The following is a 15246-nucleotide window of genomic DNA, read 5'->3' as shown; positions in this document are numbered from 1 at the left end:
AGTGACCGAGTTGCGCACCTATGGACCGACTCTCCTCGTGTTACTTCTGCGGTGGCGCCCTCGACGCGTCGCTCTCCGAGTACCCGGTCGTGCCGAAAGCGCTCCGGTCGGCCGGGGACGACGGCCCGACGGTCGTGCTCTGTTCGACCTGCCGGCGGAAACTCGGCGCCGTCATCGAAACGGTCGTGGCGGCGACGGAGGACGATTCGGCGGCCGAGCGCGGTGACCCCGAGCAGGACGACATCGCGGGCGCTTCCGATACCCAGTCTGCGGAGAGGACCGACGGGTCCTTGCTGGACGCCGCGGCGGGGGCAGACGCCGATACGGCCGCGCCCGCGGACGGGTCGGAGTCACCGACGAGCGACGGGACAGCGGCGCCCGAGCCCGCCGACGACGCGGAGCCGACGACCACGGCAGGCAGTTCCGGCGACGGCAGCGAGCGGGGCTCGGACGACGGCGACCCGCAGCTGACGAAACTGGAGTACAACAAGGTGATGCGGCTGCTCCAGAACCGCCCGTTCCCGGTCGACCGCGCGGAGATCCGCGAGGTGGCGACCAGCGCCTACGACATCGACCCGGGCGAGTTCGACGCCGTCATCGACGCCGCCGTCTCCCGCGAGCTCATCGCCGTGGAGAACGGCCAGTTCGTCGACCCGGACTGACAGTCGGCAGTACGCTCTTCGACAGGGCTAACCGCTCGCGCCGACAGGGACGCGTATGCGCCAGTTCGTCGTCATCGGTCACGACGCGCCGACGACACCCGACTTCTCGCTCGACGACCTCGCCGGGGCCGCCGGACGCCTCGACGTGCTGTGTCGGTGTGTCACGAGCGCGTTCTTCCTGAGTCACGCCATCCGCGAGGCCGTGCGGGTACAGCTCGTCCTCGCCGACGAGTACACCGTCACTTTCGACGGCAGCGAGCTCCGCCGGCTCAACCCCGACGAGCGCTCGACGGCCGCGTTAGTCCGGAACGCCCTCGAAGAGCGCGAGGAGGCAATCGGCCACGTCCCGGTCGAAACGTCGCCCGGCGTCTCGCTGACCCGCCGGGGGTTCGAGGCGACGCTCGACGACGTCGCCGGCGACGGCTCCGTCGTCCAGCTCCACGAGGACGGCGAGCCGGTCGTCGACGTCGAGCCGCCGACCGACCCGGTGTTCGTCCTCTCGGACCACCGCGATTTCGAGGCCGGGGAGACAGACCGGATAGCGGCACACGCCGACGAGCGGCTCTCGCTGGGCCCGGAACCGCTCCACGCCGACCACGCCATCACCGTCGCGCACAACTATCTCGACACCGAGGGCTTCGAGCGGTACTGACCGCCAGCGGTCCCGGGTCGACCGCGGGCGCGCGACAGCGCCAGAAGACCTTTCGCCCGTGCTTCCGTGGGCCGACTATGCGACTGCTACGAGGAGTGACTCGGGCGAACGGCGACACCGGGTGGTGTCGGTGAGCTGATGGCTCCCTCGACTCCGGACCGGCGGACGGTGCTCGGGACTCTCGCGGGCGCCGGTGCCGCGTCTCTGGCCGGCTGCCCGCTGTTCTCACCCGAAGAGGACACGGCGGCTACGTCGGTGGGTCAGGAGCGGGCCCGGGCGCTCGCCGAGCGGTTCGCGCCGACGGTGTATTTCGACGAGCACGAGCAGTGGTTCCCGACCGACCCGCGCCCGTACACGAGCCAACGGGACGGGGCGACCGTCGTCACGGGGTTCGACGCCCTCGACGGCTACCACGAGCGGTTCACCGGCTCGACCCCGCCCGCACCGACGGTGTTCTACAACGCCGTCGAGTACGACGAGTCGCCGCTCGCGGTCGTCCAGTTCTGGTTTTACTCGGTGTTCGACCAGTTCACGACCAACTTCCACTGGCACGACTGGGAGGTCCTGCACGTCTTCGTCGAGACGACCGACGACACGCCACAGCTGTACGTCGCCAGTTCGCACTCCCGGAGGGTCCCGAACAACGAGTTCCTCGACCCCGACCCGGAGACGCGACCGCGCATCCTCTCGGAACTGGGCTCGCATTCGAGCGCGCTGTCGCTCAACGACACCATCGACCGATTTCAGCGGCTCCCGACGGGCGGCGACCTCGCCGACATCACCAACAGCGCCGTCGAATCACTCGAAGACGTGGCCGCCGTCCCGCTCGCCTACGGCCTGCCCCGCGACGAGGGCTCGCGGCTCCCCTACCTGCTGCCGGAGTACGAGGGCGCCCCGCTGTACGAACACGCGGACCTCCCCTCGGTCGAGCGGGACGATTTCGTCCCCGCGGAGCTCGTCGTGCGGTCCTACGACGCGCTGTCGTCGCCGCCGACGGACCTGCCCGCGCGGGGGACCGGGCTGGTGTTCGGGCGTTCGGGAGCCGACACCGGCGACGTCGACGTGGGCTACGAGCTGGTGCCGACGTCGGCCATCGAGGCTATCACCGATTTCACCGGACCACAGCTGAGCTTCGAGTTCGCCGTTCCGGCGTTCGCCGAGGACGCCGTCTCGGGGCACATCTCGACGACCGGCGCGCCGTGGGGCCAGCCGCGCTACTCGAACCCGGCGGCGGACATCTCCGAGCCGAGCCACCGGGACGCCCTCGCGGAACGATACGGCGCCATCGGTGCGGCCGCGCCGGTCAACACCGTCGTCGCCACCGTCTCGGAGGCGGTCCCGAGCCCGGACGCCCCCGACGGGGACGGGGTGACGACGCAGGGCTCGGCCGTCGAGGCCGTCGCCCTGCTCGAGAGCGACCCCGAGGCCGTGCCGACGTTCGAGGGTATCGCCGTCGTCGCGGACGTGCCGGCCGGCGACCACCGGCTGACGGTCAACCGGGCCGGCGCGGCGCCACACAGCGAAGGGGTGTCAGTGGCCGAGGGGGGCGGGGCCACGGTCGCCGGCGTCGCCGGCGAGATACCGCTGGTCGCCCGCGAGGACGCCACGAGGGTCGAACTCGACCCGGCCGACGCCGACAGCGACCTGACCGCCCTCGCCGTCGAGGACGACTTCGGTGGTCGGCTGTACGACGCGCCGCTCGACGGGCCGGACGCGGTGTACGTCCACTCGGGCGGCGCCTACACGACGGAGGTCCGGGACACCGCCGACGAGGTGGGGGCCGTCCGAGTCAACCCCGACCCCGACGGGAGTGGCCCGGTCGCCATCGCGGAGCCGAACACGGGGAAAGCCTCGCTCGCGACGTTCCTCGCCGACATCGCCGCGGAGACGCGCGACCAGGTGGCCGCGTCGGCCGAGGACGGGAGCGCCCGGGGGCGTGAGAACTCGATTCAGGGGCTCGCACAGGCCCTGGACGCGGTGGCCAGCGCGGCCACCCGGGCAGCCGAGGCGGCCGACGCGGGGAACCGCGGAAACGCGGACCGGCGACTCGAAACCGTCGCGAACCGCCTCGAAAACGTCAGAACACGCCTCACAGCGGCCAGCGACGACTTCTCGGCGCCGCTGTCGGCCGCCGCGGCGAAGCGCCTCGACCAGGCCACCCGACGGACCGAACAGGCCCGAAACGCCGGCTCGCTCTGACGGCGGGCCGTTCATACGGTTTATTGTAGATTATTTCCGGATATCGCCGACCCCAGGGTCGGCGACTACCGGTAAATCGCTACAACAATCCGTATCAGATTCCGAGCCAGCGGAGGAGCCCGCCGGCCAGCAGCGTCACTGCGCCGGCGACGAAGCTGCCGGGAACCGGGAGGACGAACAGTACTGCACCGACGAGCAACACCATCGTAGATATATTCACTATACTTCATGTTGGCGGTTTGGACTCTTAGGGGTTGGGGACCGTCACGGGTATGCCGTCCCCGGCCGCAGGCAACCGTATGTCCGAGGACCTCGCCTGGGAGACCATCGTCGCCGACATCGCCTACAGCTGTCCGGGGTTCGATATCGTCCACGAGGACGTAACGCTTCCCGACGGGACCGAGACCGACTTCGACTTCCTGCGTGAGGGCGACAGCGTCGTCGTCCTGCCCTTTACCCCCGACGGGGACGTCGTCGTCATCGAGGAGTGGCGACAGGCGGTCAAGCGAGTGAACCGCGCCCTGCCCGCCGGAAGCATGGAGGCAGACGACGCGGAACCCGCCGCTGCCGTCGACCGCGAACTCCGCGAGGAGACGGGCTACGAGGCCGAGTCGGTCCAGCACCTCTACACCGCCGAGCCCGCCAACGGCTACGCCGACTCGGTCTTTCACTACTTCCTCGCGGAGGGGTGTGAACCGACCGCCCAGCAGGAGCTCGATTTCAACGAGTCGATCCGGGTGGAGCGGACGGCGTTTTCGGACCTGCTGGAATCGGTCCGGTCGGGCGACCTGCGTGACGGCCGCTCCGCCGTGGGCGTGATGTACTACGCGCTGTTCGAGCGGTGACGGCCGTGTTTAGTTACGCGGAACGGAGTTCGAACGGCCAGAAAGGGGCGGCTGGCTCTCCAACGTGGTCCCTGCCAAACTAACCACTGCCGCCGAGAGTATGAGAAACGTCTTTTAGCCCGACCGCAAAGCGCCGGCAATGACGAGCGTCAAGGAGTTCCGCGTCGACGAGCCGGCGACCGCCGCTGCCCTCGGTCGCGGCTCGTTCGTGTTCACGGACGACTACTCGGTGTTCGACTGGGGGAAGATGCCCGACGGGATTCCCGACAAGGGTGCCTCGCTGTGTACGATGGGCGCGTACAACTTCCAGCTGCTGGAGGAGAACCACGTCCCGACCCACTACGAGGGCGTGCGAGTCGAACCGGACGGCGACGTCCTCGACCTGGGCGAGGCCCTCTCGGCGGGCACGCCGCCCGAGGAGATGGTCATCTCGCTCACCCAGGTCCCGGACCTCCCCGAGCGCGACGGCGAGTACGACTACGACGCCTACCACGACGCGGCGGGCGAGAACTACCTCATCCCGCTGGAGATCGTCTTCCGGAACCGCGTCGGGACGGGCTCCTCGCTGCGGGGCCGGACGGACCCGGCCGACCACGACCTCGACTTCGAGACGTGGCCCGACCGCGTCGTCGAACTGGACGAACCGATAGTGGAGTTCTCGACGAAGTACGAGGAGCAGGACCGCTATCTCGACCGCGCGGAAGCCGAGCACATCGTCGGAGCGGCCAGCCTCGACCGGCTCGAAGAGCTGGCACTGGCCGTCGACCACGTCGTCACCGACCACGCCGCCGAGGCGGGTCTGGTCCACGAGGACGGCAAAATCGAGTGTCTCTACCACGACGGGGGGATTCGCGTGGCCGACGTGGTCGGCACCTTCGACGAGAACCGCTTCTCCTACGACGGCCAGCAGGTCTCGAAGGAGGTCATCCGCCAGTATCACAAACGCACCCAGCCCGACTGGGTCGAGGCCGTACGCGCCGCGAAAGAGGAGGCGACTGCGGAGGGTATCGCGGACTGGAAATCGCTCTGTGACGAGTCGCCCGAGCCGCTCGACGAGTCCGTCGTCGCGGCCGCTCGCGACCTCTACTGTGCCGGCACGAACGCCTACGTCGGGGGCGAGGTCTTCGACGCCCCGTCGCTCGACGCCGCCGTCGACGCCGTTCGAGCGCTCTGAACGGTCGTCTCGGGGAGCTACAGGAACAGGAACGCGACCACCAGACCGAGAAGCAGGAGCGAGAGCCACTTGGTGAGACGGAGGAGCAGGCCGCCGATGTGGTAGTGTGCGAGGGCGGTCGTGATAGCTGCGAACAGGGTGAGCGCGAGCAGGACCTCCGCCAGCGCGCGTCCGCCCTGCGTCTGGAGGACCCTGACTGCCCAGCGCCCAGCGACGGCTAGCTGCGTGAGGCTCATATGGGGGATTGACCGATCGCGTATTTGACTCATCGAGGTCGTTCAAGCGGTATCACACGCCTACGCGCGACGGCGCTTCCCGATGCGGGACCGGTATCGTCGCGGTAGCCGAGCGGCGACGCTGGCCAGGAGTCGTCGCTCACCTACAGCAGGAAGGTGACGACCGCGAGCACGACGAAGATGATAACCAGCCATTTCGCGATGTCCATGCTCAGACCAGCCACTCCACGGGCCCCCAGCACCCCTGCGACCAGTGCGAGTACGAGAAAGAGCAGTGCGAGCCAGAGGAGTCCGCCCCCGAGCTGGAGCGGGACGATGGGACCGAACGAGGCGCTCGCCGTGACAGAGTGAGTCAGTGTCATAGTTCCCGATTCGAGCAGTTCGCATTTCACTCCGGTCGGTCGTTCATACCGGTATTTACTACTTACCGAAACTGTTCACGCCGGACCGGCACCAGTGCGGTCAGTTCCGTCCCCGATCTTGTCCTCGACTGAACGCGAAGAACTGGCCCGGGTTTCCCGTCTGCCTCGGTCTCGACGTTCGCCCGGAGAGTCAACCCGCGTCGCGGACGGGTTGTTGCCGCTCTCCTCTGACCGGTGTGTCGCCAGAATTTATAATTATAGATTGTGTACTATTGCGTATGAGGGGGAAAGCGTACACCTGTTCGGACTGTGGTGAACCGGTCAGTGGCGGCGAAATAGCCCGGGCTACGGCGTCCGAACGAGCGGCGCTACGGGAGGGCAAGTACATGTGTGCCGCCTGTCGGCAGCGACGCCAGATATCCAGTCTCTGACGGGCGACCCGCACTGGCTCGCCCGTCCCGAGGAGCCGCTGGCTCCTCGTGTGGCCTACTCATATGCTTCGTAGAAGCAGATGCTGACGTGTGCGAACACGCACAGCGGTTCGCACTGGCTTAGTCGTCTGCTTCTGTGAGACAGCCGACGAAGTGCGCGAACACGCACAGCGGTTCGCACTGGCTTAGTCGTCTGCCTCAGCCTCCGGCTCGTCGTCGGCCACGAACTCGCCGAGCCCGTCTATCGGTCGGTCGGGGTTCTCGTCGTCCAGTTCCTCGGGGGCGCCGAGCTGGGCGTCGGTGTTCTCCGGGTCGCGGAGCTTCGTCCGGCCGCGGTGAACCGTCACCTCGTCGTTGAGGTGGAGCTTGATGCCCTCGATGAGCGCCTCGGCTTCGAGGGGCTGGCCGAGCTGCTGGAGCTCCTCCTCGGTGGCGTCGTCGGGGACGTTGAACGCCCGCTGGGTGATGATCGGTCCCTGGTCGAGGTCGGTCGTCACGTAGTGGGCGGTGACGCCGGCGATGCGGACGCCCTCCTCGATTGCCTGCATGTACGCCGACGCGCCGGGGAAGGCCGGCAGCAGGCTCGGATGGACGTTGATGATGCGGCTCTCGTAGCGAAAGACCACGTCCGGCGAGAGGATGCGCATGTACCGGGCCAGGGCGATGAGGTCGGCGTCGTACTCCGCGAGCAGGTCGAGCAACTGCTCCTCGTCGGGCGTGCCCTTCTCGTCGCCGATATCGTGGAACGGTACGTCGTATTTCTGTGCGAGCGGTTCGAGGTCGTCGTGGTTGCCGATGACAACCTCGATGTCCGCGCCGAGGTCGCCGTTGGCCCACGACTCGAAGAGGGCCTCCAGACAGTGAGACTCCTTGGTGACGAGCACGGCGATGGACTGGGTCTCGCGGTCGGCGGGGAACCGGACCTGCACGTCGACGCCGAGTTCGTCGCCAAGCTCGGTCAGGTCCTCGCGGAGCTTCTCCTCCGTGGTGACCATCTCGGCGGTGTCGACGTGCATCGTCATCCGGAAGACGCCCTCTCTGACCGCCTGGTCCAGGTCTTCGATGTTGATGCTGCGCTCGAACAGCAGCGACGTGACTTCTGCGATGAGCCCCGTATCGTCCTCGCCGACGACGGTGATTTCCGTGAGTGCGTGTCTCATCTCCGGTACCTCCAGGGGGTCTCGGTCGTCATTGCCCGCCAGTTCGACCGGCGCGATGCAAAAGGCTTCGTTTTCGGCCAGCCGTGCGGTATAGCTTAGTCCCTCCAGTCGTAAGGCGGGCACGTGAGACGCGAGTTGCCGACGGTCCTCTGTGTCGATTCCGAGTCGGAAGCGCGGTCGACGACGGTCGAAGCGCTGGAAGCCGCCGGGTTCGAGGTGCGGACGGCGGACTCAGTGGCGGCTGTCGAGGCCGAGTTCGACGACAGCGTCGGCTGTGTCGTGACGGCCGCGGCGCTGTCGGACGGCGGCGGGTTCGACGTCGTCGAGCTGGTCCGGGAGCGCTCGCCGGACTGTCCCTGTCTCTTCTTTACGACCGAATCGCCGGCCGACCTCCCCCGGGGCGGGCGTGACCAGGTCGTCGAGTACGTCCCGCGGTCGGTGCCGGACGCGACGGACCGACTGGTGGACGTGGTCAGAGCCGCCGTCACCGAGGTGACGCAGGTCGCCTACCCCGTGCCGGAAGACGAGGCCGAGCGGCTGGCCGCGCTGGAGGCGTACGACGTCGGCGAGCTGTCGGCGCTCGATGCCTTCGACCGACTGACGGCGCTGATAACGACCCACTTCGACATCGACGTGGCCTTCGTCGGGCTCGTCGCCGCCGACGAGGAGCGCTTCGTCGCCTGCGAGGGGGCGAACTGGCGGACGCTGACCCGGGAGGACAGCATCTGTACGCACACTATCCTCACGGACGACGTGATGGTCGTCGAGGACACCCACGAAGACCCGCGCTTTACCGGCATCGACCGCCTCGACGAGCTCGACATTCGCTCGTACGCCGGCGCGCGCATCACCGACGTCGACGGGAACGCGCTGGGTGCGGTCTGTTGTATCCACGGCGAACCGCGGTCCTACACGCGGGCGGAACGCGACGACCTCCAGCGGTTCGCTGACGAGGTACAGGAACAGCTCCGACTGCGTCGCCGACTGGGGGAGAGGTGAGTCGCGTGGCGACGCGACACCACGACCGATACGAGTTCGGCGACCTCCCGCTGAACAGTGTCGACTCGGGGACGAACCTGCTGTTGACCGGACCGACACACGGGGGGACGCGGGAACTGCTCCTCCGGCTCTTGCTGGGCGACGACGGCGTCCTCATCATCACCGCGGACACGAGCGCGCGCCAGGTCCTGACAGCCTTCGAGGCGGTCGGCGGGGCCGTCGAAAGCGAGCGCGTCCGGGTCGTCAGTTGCACGCAGGAGCGCGACGAGGAACTGGGCCAGTTCGTCGCCTCGGTCGGCTCGCCGGGCGACCTGACCGGTATCGGCATCGAGTACTCCGGCCAGTACGAGCAGGTGTACGCCCGCGGCTACGACACGGTTCGGACGGGTATCTTCACCCTGACACCGCTGCTGGTGTACAGCGACAACGTCAGACCCGTCTTCCGCTTCGTCAACACGGTCACGAGCCGCATCCGGACCGCGGACGGACTGGGTATCTGTGCCCTCGACCCGTCGGCCCACGACGACCGGGTCGTCAACAGCATCGCACAGCCGTTCGACGCCCGAATCGACGTTCGGGAAGCCGACGGCCTCGAACTCCGCGTGACTGGGCTGGCGGACCAGCCCGACGAGTGGACGGCCGTGCCGACGATAGAATAACACAAGCGTTTTCTCCACCGCCCGCCCGGTGCTCAGTAATGACCGCGTTTACCGCGACCGTCACGGTTCGGCTCAAACACGGGGTGCTCGACCCCGAGGCCGAGACCACGCAGCGCTCGCTCGAACGCCTCGGCTTCGAGCTCGAAGACCTCCGTTCGGCCGACGTGTTCGAGCTGGACCTCGACGCCGAAAGCGCCGAGGCCGCCGCCGACCGCGCCGACGAGATGGCAGAACGCCTGCTGGCGAACCCGACCATCCACGACTACGACGTAGAGGTAGACCGGCGGGAATGATAGCAGTCATCCAATTCGGCGGCTCGAACTGCGACCGCGACTCCGTACAGGCCCTGGAGTCGATGGGATTCGAGGCCGAACGCGTCTGGCACGAGGACGGCCTGCCGGAGGACGTAGACGGTATCATGCTCCCCGGCGGGTTCTCCTACGGCGACTACCTGCGTGCGGGCGCGATGGCCGCTCGGTCGCCTATCATGCAGGACGTCCGGGACGCGGCGGCCGACGGGACGCCCGTGCTCGGCGTCTGCAACGGCGCCCAGATCGGCTGTGAGTCCTCGCTCACGCCCGGCGCCTTTACCACAAACGAGAGCGCCCGGTTCCAGTGTGAACACGTCCACCTGCGCGTCGAGAACGCCGAGACGCCCTGGACCAGCCAGTACGAGGAAGGCGACGTCGTCGAACTGCCCATCGCCCACGGTGAGGGCCGGTACGAGATTCCCGACGACCGACTGGACGAACTGGAGGCCGCGGGACGAGTCCTCTTCAAGTACTGCGACGCCGAGGGCGAGGTCACGCCCGAGGCCAACCCGAACGGCTCGAAACACGCCGTCGCCGGCGTCACCGGCGAACGCGACCACGTCGCCGTGATGATGCCCCACCCCGAGCGGGCGTCGCTGGTCGACCTCGGGCGCACCGACGGCCAGCCCGTGCTCGACGGGTTCGCCAAGTAGCGCGCCGTCGGCCGCCGCTTTTCCCGACCGCACCCGACGCCGACGAAACAGCTTTTGCGGCGAATAGTTAACATTCTAACATGAGGGTTCTGCTCGCACTCTTCGCAGCGCTCGCTCTGGTGCTGGTGGCGGGCGGGGGCGCGGTGGCACAGGGCGGCGACCCAGCGTGGGCCGAGGCGGTCCACGACGACCTCGAACGCGGCGCCGCGGCACACAACGAGTGGGTCGAGCGCGAAGACCCCGAGTTCACCGGCGACCGGCTGGCCGAGAACGAGCGCGCCGAGCTCACCGTCCGCGACGACGCGGGCGCCGAGGCGATGTACTCGCTCAGGACCGACGAAGAGATGCGAATCACGGACGTCGCCCGCGGTCCGACCGACGGCGAGACGGTCCGGATGTTCGCCTCGAAACCGGCGCTCGAACGCGCGCTGCGGTCCGAGAACCCGGGCGAGGCGCTCGGTGAGGCGTTAGCGGCCGGCGATATTCGCGTCGAACGGGTGGTAGACGTCGGCGGTCACCGGCTGGGACTGGGCGCCATGGAAGGGCTACTGGGCCTGCTCGGAGTCGGTGCCGGCGCCGCCCTGCTGGGCGTGCTGGGCGTGGGGACCGTGGTGTCGCTCCCGGTGCTCCTGCTCTCGCGTGGCTCCGACGCCCTGCGAACAGCGCTCCGTCGGCTCCTGCAGCTACTGAGTGCTGTCTTCGGCCTCCTGACGAAGTTCGTCACGGTCGTTACAACGATGGAGATACTGGGCTTCAGCGTCCGCGAGCGGATAGCGACGGCCGTGACGGGACTGCGTGATCGGGGTCACGAGGCGGGGCGGTGGCTGCGTCACCGACTGGCGGCGCTCGACGACATGCAGGAACGTGGCGACCGTGAGGCCACTGGCGGGAGCGACACACAGGGACACGGCGACGACGGGCGATGAGACGGCGGCGGCTACGGAGTCGGTCCAAAGGGATAGGATGGGGCCAGTGGAGCGTGTGACATGTTCCGCGGCCCCTACGAGGTGGTACGAGACGTGTGAATAAAAACGCCACCCTATCGGAGTGAAAGTGAAACTGGTCGTCTCACCGCGTGAGAGTGGCCCACACACTCTTTGGTCAGCCCCCCGTAGACACGCGTATGAGCGCCGACGAGACGAGTGCCACCGACGAGATCGTCCGAGTGTGGCTGGTCGAACGGACCTACGGTGACGACGAACAGAACTTGATTATCCTCACCTACGCCACGCCGGACGGCCGCCGGGAGTTCCGCAAGGAGCGGGCGCTGACCTCGTACACGGGCGACCACCGCGAGACCCCGGTCTCGATACCGGTCGACCCGGATAACCTGAGCGGTGTCGACGACGCGGAGACGCGCGACCGGTACGCGACGGAGGTCGACCGGATGCGGGAGAAACACGCGCCGACCGACTCGCTGTAGGCTATCTGGCCAGCGGCAGCGAGTAGCTGTGTTCGCGCCGGCGGACGGCGTCGTAGGTCGCCTCGCACTCACAGCTCACCTGCTCGAAGACGCTCGGGTCCTGTCGCAGGTCGAAGTCCTTGATAGCGCGCTGGACGCGGTCGTCACACTCCCCGCAGTTGTGGGGCCCGCGGTCGCTACCGTGGCCGACGGGGTCCGAGACGACGATGACGTCCTCGTCGGCGGTGTCTTCCAGCACCTCGGCGACCGACCAGAGCCACGGCGGGCGGTAGCCGCCGTCGTGGTACAGCTCCTCGACCATCGTGTAGCGCTGGACGTTACAGGGGTTCATGGAGACGGTGTGACAGCCCTCGGCGGCCGCACAGCGGCGTACGGAGGATTTCATGTCCTCGACGGCTTCCGACTCAGTGAGGAAGGGCGGCTTCATCAGGAGATACGCCTTGATGCCGGCGCCGGCCTCCCGAGCGGCTGCGCAGGCCTCCTCGAAGTCAGCGAAGTCGAAGTACTTGTTCACGCAGTCGTGGCGCACTCTGTCAGTCGCGGTCTCCAGCCCGACCGCCACGTCGGTCTCCAGGCCGACGTCGACGAAGTCGCTGACGCGCTCGTCCTCGACGAAGTCGGGGAGCGATTCGACGACGATGCGCTCGCGGTCGCCGAAGGTCTCCGCGATCGCCCGTCGGGTCTCGGCGGGCACCTCGCGCTCGTCGAGGAAGCTCCCCGAGGTGTATATCTTGATGAGCCCCGAGGGCTCGTCCGCGTTGTCGGCTTCGTGGTCGAGACAGTGCTGTATCTGGGCCATCAGGTCCTCGTGGGCGACGCTCCCGCCCTCGACGGACTCGGCGACGTACCCACACATCGTACACCCGCCCGCGCGGGCCCACCGGCAGCCGCCGGTGTTCAGGATGATGGTCAGGCTCTGGTACACCCCGTCCGGCGTGTTGTCCTCGTCGAGCCAGACGCGGGTCGGTTCGCGGGGGTCGTAGGTCGAGTCGTTGCGCGAGCGGACCTCGCGCATTACGGCGTTGTGGGCGTCCATGCCCTTGCCCTGCTCGTAGACGTCGGGACTGGGCTTACTCATTACGCCGACGTTGCCGACGAGCGTGTATAGCTCCTGCGTTCACCTACGCCGGGCTGTCGAACGCGAGCAGGCGATCACCGATGCCGACGTAGCCGCTGTCGCCGAGGCTGACCGCGGTGTGGATGGAGTCGTCCGTCCAGTAGACGCCGAGTTGCTCGCCGCTGGTCGCGTCGACGGCATACAGAGTCATGAACCCTCTAGGGTCGGGGGCGTACGCCTCCAGAACGACCGTTCCGTCTGTCGCCGCGATCGGCCGGACGTAGCCGGCGGGCGAGTCGTATCGAAAGCGGCGGTCACCGCTCGGGAGCGCGTAGGCGTCGACCTGGCCGAGCGATGGCCTGCCTGACCGGGCGTACAGTGTCTCGCCGTTCGGCCCGACGAGCGTCTGTAAACTCCGGACGTCGACCTGCCACGCGACGGTGCCGTCCGTGTCGAGCGCCACCGTCTCGTGTCCTAAGCCGTAGAGCTGTCCGTCGCCGACGAGGAGGTTGTCGACGTCGTGGTCCCGGCTCCACCGCTCGGTTCTGTCGGCGTCGAACGCACGGAGGCGGTAGGAGTCGATGGTCTCCGTCCTGAGGACGACGGCGTCGCCGAACGTCACTATCTCCAGTGGGGCCGGCATCGAGACGGTCCACTGTCGGCCCCCCGCCGCATCGAGCCTGGTGACGCCGTCTGTGTTTCCCACGGCGACGCCGCCCGCGTGGGCAGTCGCGGCGTCGACGCCGGTGAAATCCCGTGTCCACCGAACGGACCCGGTCTCACTGTCGAGGCCGTAACACACCGTCCGCAACGGCTCTTCCGGGGCGGAATGGAGCGAGTCGTTCTCGAAGAACTCCTCGCCCGCCGCGACGACGGTCCCGTCTGTGACCCCGACCAGGGCCATCTTTCGCTCCCGCTGGACCGACCAGCTGTGGGACCCGGTCTCGGCGTCGAGCGCGTGCAGCGCGGTCCACTCGTAGTCCGCCCGGGCCCTCGTGACAGCGTAGACCGTCCCGTCGACGACCGTGACGTCCGACTGTTCGGAGGTGTTCTCCCGGGTGAGAAACGGTTCGGCCGCGACCCCGTCCAGCTCCCGCTGCCAGGCCAACCGCTCGTTTGCGGGGTCGATACGAGCAACCGTCGACCCCGACTCCGTGTCGTTGAAGAGCCCGTAGAGAACACCGTCGTGTCGCACCAGTGCTTCGAGCGCACCGATATCCGGCGCTAGCGACCAGCTCGGTCCCCAGGAGGCCGGCTCGTCGTCGGCCTCCCCGGCGTCGGTCTCAGTGGGGCCGGTCTCCGTCACGGTAGGGCGAGTGGTGGTCCGTGGTCGTGTTTCGGTCGAATCGTGCTGTCGTTCCGACGGAGTTTGTGTCCCGTCGTCGGTACAGCCGGCGAGGATGGACAGGGTCAGACTGCCAGCGGCGAGGACCTGTCGTCGTGAGGGCATATTTCCCGTCGATATGAAACGGGTAAATGCTTTTTGACTGTCTTTTTGTGAACCGCCCCAGCGCCCGCCAAGCGGTGGCGGCAACTGCGACCGCGTCACGACTCCCGTGACCCCACGCGAGGAACACGGTGGGCGCCCCGTGGCTCCCGGCGTGGACCCACGTGTCCAGTGCGACCCCGAGCACCGCCGGGTCGGCTGCGCTTCGACTGCGGACACGTGTCACCGTGAAGACATCCCCGAGAACAATTTTCAGGGAGTGTCCTGAATGGATACAGAAGGATGCTGGACGCGTACAAGTGCCAGAGCTGTGGGGAAGTGGTGGAGCGACCGCGGAACTGTCCCTCCTGTGGCGAAAACGCCATGCGACCGACCCGAGTGCCCGAGTCGGAGCTCTCTAGCGCGGACGACGCGACGGACGCGAACGGGGGCGAATCCACGGACGGCGGCGAAGCGCCGGCCGACGACCACACCGGGACGAGCGAGGGCACAGCGACCGACGGCCGGCCGGAGCGGCGCGGGCGGACGGATGCCGACAGCGGTGGACTGCGTTCGTGGCTGCGCTCACTGTTCTGAACGCCACACCGCTCGCGCCGAGGGGGCCGTGACCGCGGCCCACGCGAGGGCGCCCAGCACCGCGCCGACGGCGTTGGCCAGCACGTCGGCCACGCTCAGCGACCGGGACGGGACCAGCGTCTGCAGGAGTTCGATGCCGACGCCGTAGCCGACGGCGAGGGCGGCCAGCACCGCGGTCGCGGCCACCGTCCGGCTCCCGCGGCCCCACGACAGGAGGAAGGCGAGAACCCCGTAGCTCCCCGCGTGGACCCACTTGTCCAGCGCGATTCCGAGCGGTGCCGGGGTCGGCCCGCCCGTCTCCGGTGCGGGCAACAGCGAGACGACGAGCAACAGTGCGGCGAACCCTACCGCGGGGAGCTCTCGGAGTGCCGACCGGTCCATACTGGCGCTGGGTGACCGC

The 15246-nt window shown here is 68.1% G+C and carries 19 protein-coding genes; 12 read left to right on the top strand and 7 right to left on the bottom strand.

Translation table 11 applies throughout. The features are described 5' to 3' along the window. Positions 1 to 20 precede the first annotated feature (20 nt). The 3 genes from NDI56_RS08610 (at position 21) to NDI56_RS08600 (ending at position 3513) form a co-directional block, all read left to right on the top strand. On the top strand, positions 21 to 662 hold the full coding sequence (locus NDI56_RS08610; protein ID WP_310919056.1) for a hypothetical protein: 642 nt from the start codon (positions 21 to 23) through the stop codon (positions 660 to 662). Between the two features lie 55 nt (positions 663 to 717). Further along, complete coding sequence (gene trmY / locus NDI56_RS08605; protein ID WP_310919055.1) at positions 718 to 1314, top strand: tRNA (pseudouridine(54)-N(1))-methyltransferase TrmY; 597 nt, start codon at positions 718 to 720, stop codon at positions 1312 to 1314. 138 nt (positions 1315 to 1452) lie between these two features. Continuing rightward, complete coding sequence (locus NDI56_RS08600) at positions 1453 to 3513, top strand: hypothetical protein (protein ID WP_310919054.1); 2061 nt, start codon at positions 1453 to 1455, stop codon at positions 3511 to 3513. A 94-nt stretch (positions 3514 to 3607) separates the two neighbouring features. Here NDI56_RS08600 and NDI56_RS08595 read toward each other — a convergent pair whose 3' ends face one another. Further along, a complete protein-coding gene (locus NDI56_RS08595; protein ID WP_310919053.1) occupies positions 3608 to 3733 on the bottom strand; it encodes a hypothetical protein in 126 nt (41 codons plus the stop codon). Positions 3734 to 3812: 79 nt separating this feature from the next. Here NDI56_RS08595 and NDI56_RS08590 point away from each other — a divergent pair, with 79 nt between their 5' ends. Together NDI56_RS08590 and NDI56_RS08585 are read left to right on the top strand one after the other, a co-directional pair. Then, entirely contained in the window at positions 3813 to 4358 is a 546-nt protein-coding gene (locus NDI56_RS08590) for an NUDIX hydrolase (protein ID WP_310919052.1), read from the top strand. Between the two features lie 139 nt (positions 4359 to 4497). Further along, complete coding sequence (locus NDI56_RS08585) at positions 4498 to 5532, top strand: phosphoribosylaminoimidazolesuccinocarboxamide synthase (RefSeq protein WP_310919051.1); 1035 nt, start codon at positions 4498 to 4500, stop codon at positions 5530 to 5532. A gap of 17 nt (positions 5533 to 5549) precedes the next feature. Here the strand turns inward: NDI56_RS08585 and NDI56_RS08580 are convergent, their stop codons facing one another. From NDI56_RS08580 to NDI56_RS08570, 3 genes are all read right to left on the bottom strand, one after another. Further along, positions 5550 to 5768: a hypothetical protein gene (locus tag NDI56_RS08580; protein ID WP_310919050.1), complete on the bottom strand. Its 219-nt coding sequence runs from the start codon at positions 5766 to 5768 to the stop codon at positions 5550 to 5552. Between the two features lie 143 nt (positions 5769 to 5911). Beyond that, complete coding sequence (locus NDI56_RS08575; RefSeq protein WP_310919049.1) at positions 5912 to 6130, bottom strand: DUF1328 family protein; 219 nt, start codon at positions 6128 to 6130, stop codon at positions 5912 to 5914. Positions 6131 to 6746: 616 nt separating this feature from the next. Then, positions 6747 to 7721 carry a formyltetrahydrofolate deformylase gene (locus tag NDI56_RS08570; protein ID WP_310919048.1) on the bottom strand — a complete coding sequence of 325 codons (975 nt, stop codon included), beginning with the start codon at positions 7719 to 7721 and terminating at the stop codon, positions 6747 to 6749. 123 nt (positions 7722 to 7844) lie between these two features. On the opposite strand from NDI56_RS08570, the gene NDI56_RS08565 reads away from it, so the two are divergent. The 6 genes from NDI56_RS08565 (at position 7845) to NDI56_RS08540 (ending at position 11766) form a co-directional block, all read left to right on the top strand. Further along, the gene (locus tag NDI56_RS08565) at positions 7845 to 8720 is read left to right on the top strand and encodes a GAF domain-containing protein (protein WP_310919047.1); all 876 of its coding nucleotides are present in this window, start codon (positions 7845 to 7847) and stop codon (positions 8718 to 8720) included. A gap of 5 nt (positions 8721 to 8725) precedes the next feature. Beyond that, complete coding sequence (locus tag NDI56_RS08560; protein ID WP_310919046.1) at positions 8726 to 9379, top strand: DUF7504 family protein; 654 nt, start codon at positions 8726 to 8728, stop codon at positions 9377 to 9379. 38 nt (positions 9380 to 9417) lie between these two features. Beyond that, positions 9418 to 9672 (top strand): phosphoribosylformylglycinamidine synthase subunit PurS, encoded by a 255-nt coding sequence (gene purS / locus NDI56_RS08555; RefSeq protein ID WP_310919045.1) that lies wholly within the window; start codon positions 9418 to 9420, stop codon positions 9670 to 9672. After that, positions 9669 to 10343: a phosphoribosylformylglycinamidine synthase I gene (purQ, locus tag NDI56_RS08550; protein ID WP_310919044.1), complete on the top strand. Its 675-nt coding sequence runs from the start codon at positions 9669 to 9671 to the stop codon at positions 10341 to 10343. Before purS ends, purQ begins: the two co-directional genes overlap by 4 nt. Before the next feature lie 80 nt (positions 10344 to 10423). Further along, a complete protein-coding gene (locus NDI56_RS08545) occupies positions 10424 to 11269 on the top strand; it encodes a hypothetical protein (protein WP_310919043.1) in 846 nt (281 codons plus the stop codon). 197 nt (positions 11270 to 11466) lie between these two features. After that, positions 11467 to 11766, top strand: coding sequence for a DUF7967 family protein (locus NDI56_RS08540; protein WP_310919042.1), 300 nt, complete (start codon positions 11467 to 11469; stop codon positions 11764 to 11766). Between the two features lies 1 nt (position 11767). On the opposite strand, the gene NDI56_RS08535 is transcribed toward NDI56_RS08540, so the two are convergent. Further along, positions 11768 to 12844: an archaeosine biosynthesis radical SAM protein RaSEA gene (locus NDI56_RS08535; protein WP_310919041.1), complete on the bottom strand. Its 1077-nt coding sequence runs from the start codon at positions 12842 to 12844 to the stop codon at positions 11768 to 11770. 43 nt (positions 12845 to 12887) lie between these two features. Beyond that, on the bottom strand, positions 12888 to 14273 hold the full coding sequence (locus NDI56_RS08530; RefSeq protein WP_310919039.1) for an outer membrane protein assembly factor BamB family protein: 1386 nt from the start codon (positions 14271 to 14273) through the stop codon (positions 12888 to 12890). A 279-nt stretch (positions 14274 to 14552) separates the two neighbouring features. On the opposite strand from NDI56_RS08530, the gene NDI56_RS08525 reads away from it, so the two are divergent. Continuing rightward, positions 14553 to 14846 (top strand): hypothetical protein, encoded by a 294-nt coding sequence (locus NDI56_RS08525; RefSeq protein WP_310919038.1) that lies wholly within the window; start codon positions 14553 to 14555, stop codon positions 14844 to 14846. Here NDI56_RS08525 and NDI56_RS08520 read toward each other — a convergent pair. Further along, on the bottom strand, positions 14835 to 15227 hold the full coding sequence (locus NDI56_RS08520) for a VanZ family protein (protein WP_310919037.1): 393 nt from the start codon (positions 15225 to 15227) through the stop codon (positions 14835 to 14837). The two genes, NDI56_RS08525 and NDI56_RS08520, sit on opposite strands and share 12 nt — an antisense overlap. Positions 15228 to 15246: the final 19 nt, after the last annotated feature.

This window comes from Halomicroarcula saliterrae (assembly GCF_031624395.1).
GTDB classification, from domain to species: domain Archaea; phylum Halobacteriota; class Halobacteria; order Halobacteriales; family Haloarculaceae; genus Haloarcula; species Haloarcula saliterrae.
Note: the sequence above shows the minus strand (reverse complement) of the source record. Positions and strands in the feature narration are given on the sequence as shown.

Bases quoted from the DNA above. Each gene is read 5' to 3' on its own strand.
- purS (WP_310919045.1), top strand. From the start codon at position 9,418: ATGACCGCGTTTACCGCGACCGTCACGGTTCGGCTCAAACACGGGGTG.
- NDI56_RS08525 (WP_310919038.1), top strand. From the start codon at position 14,553: ATGCTGGACGCGTACAAGTGCCAGAGCTGTGGGGAAGTGGTGGAGCGA.
- NDI56_RS08535 (WP_310919041.1), bottom strand. From the start codon at position 12,844: ATGAGTAAGCCCAGTCCCGACGTCTACGAGCAGGGCAAGGGCATGGAC.
- NDI56_RS08600 (WP_310919054.1), top strand. From the start codon at position 1,453: ATGGCTCCCTCGACTCCGGACCGGCGGACGGTGCTCGGGACTCTCGCG.
- purQ (WP_310919044.1), top strand. From the start codon at position 9,669: ATGATAGCAGTCATCCAATTCGGCGGCTCGAACTGCGACCGCGACTCC.
- NDI56_RS08610 (WP_310919056.1), top strand. From the start codon at position 21: ATGGACCGACTCTCCTCGTGTTACTTCTGCGGTGGCGCCCTCGACGCG.
- NDI56_RS08545 (WP_310919043.1), top strand. From the start codon at position 10,424: ATGAGGGTTCTGCTCGCACTCTTCGCAGCGCTCGCTCTGGTGCTGGTG.
- NDI56_RS08590 (WP_310919052.1), top strand. From the start codon at position 3,813: ATGTCCGAGGACCTCGCCTGGGAGACCATCGTCGCCGACATCGCCTAC.
- NDI56_RS08540 (WP_310919042.1), top strand. From the start codon at position 11,467: ATGAGCGCCGACGAGACGAGTGCCACCGACGAGATCGTCCGAGTGTGG.
- NDI56_RS08575 (WP_310919049.1), bottom strand. From the start codon at position 6,130: ATGACACTGACTCACTCTGTCACGGCGAGCGCCTCGTTCGGTCCCATC.
- NDI56_RS08585 (WP_310919051.1), top strand. From the start codon at position 4,498: ATGACGAGCGTCAAGGAGTTCCGCGTCGACGAGCCGGCGACCGCCGCT.
- trmY (WP_310919055.1), top strand. From the start codon at position 718: ATGCGCCAGTTCGTCGTCATCGGTCACGACGCGCCGACGACACCCGAC.
- NDI56_RS08580 (WP_310919050.1), bottom strand. From the start codon at position 5,768: ATGAGCCTCACGCAGCTAGCCGTCGCTGGGCGCTGGGCAGTCAGGGTC.
- NDI56_RS08530 (WP_310919039.1), bottom strand. From the start codon at position 14,273: ATGCCCTCACGACGACAGGTCCTCGCCGCTGGCAGTCTGACCCTGTCC.
- NDI56_RS08520 (WP_310919037.1), bottom strand. From the start codon at position 15,227: ATGGACCGGTCGGCACTCCGAGAGCTCCCCGCGGTAGGGTTCGCCGCA.
- NDI56_RS08570 (WP_310919048.1), bottom strand. From the start codon at position 7,721: ATGAGACACGCACTCACGGAAATCACCGTCGTCGGCGAGGACGATACG.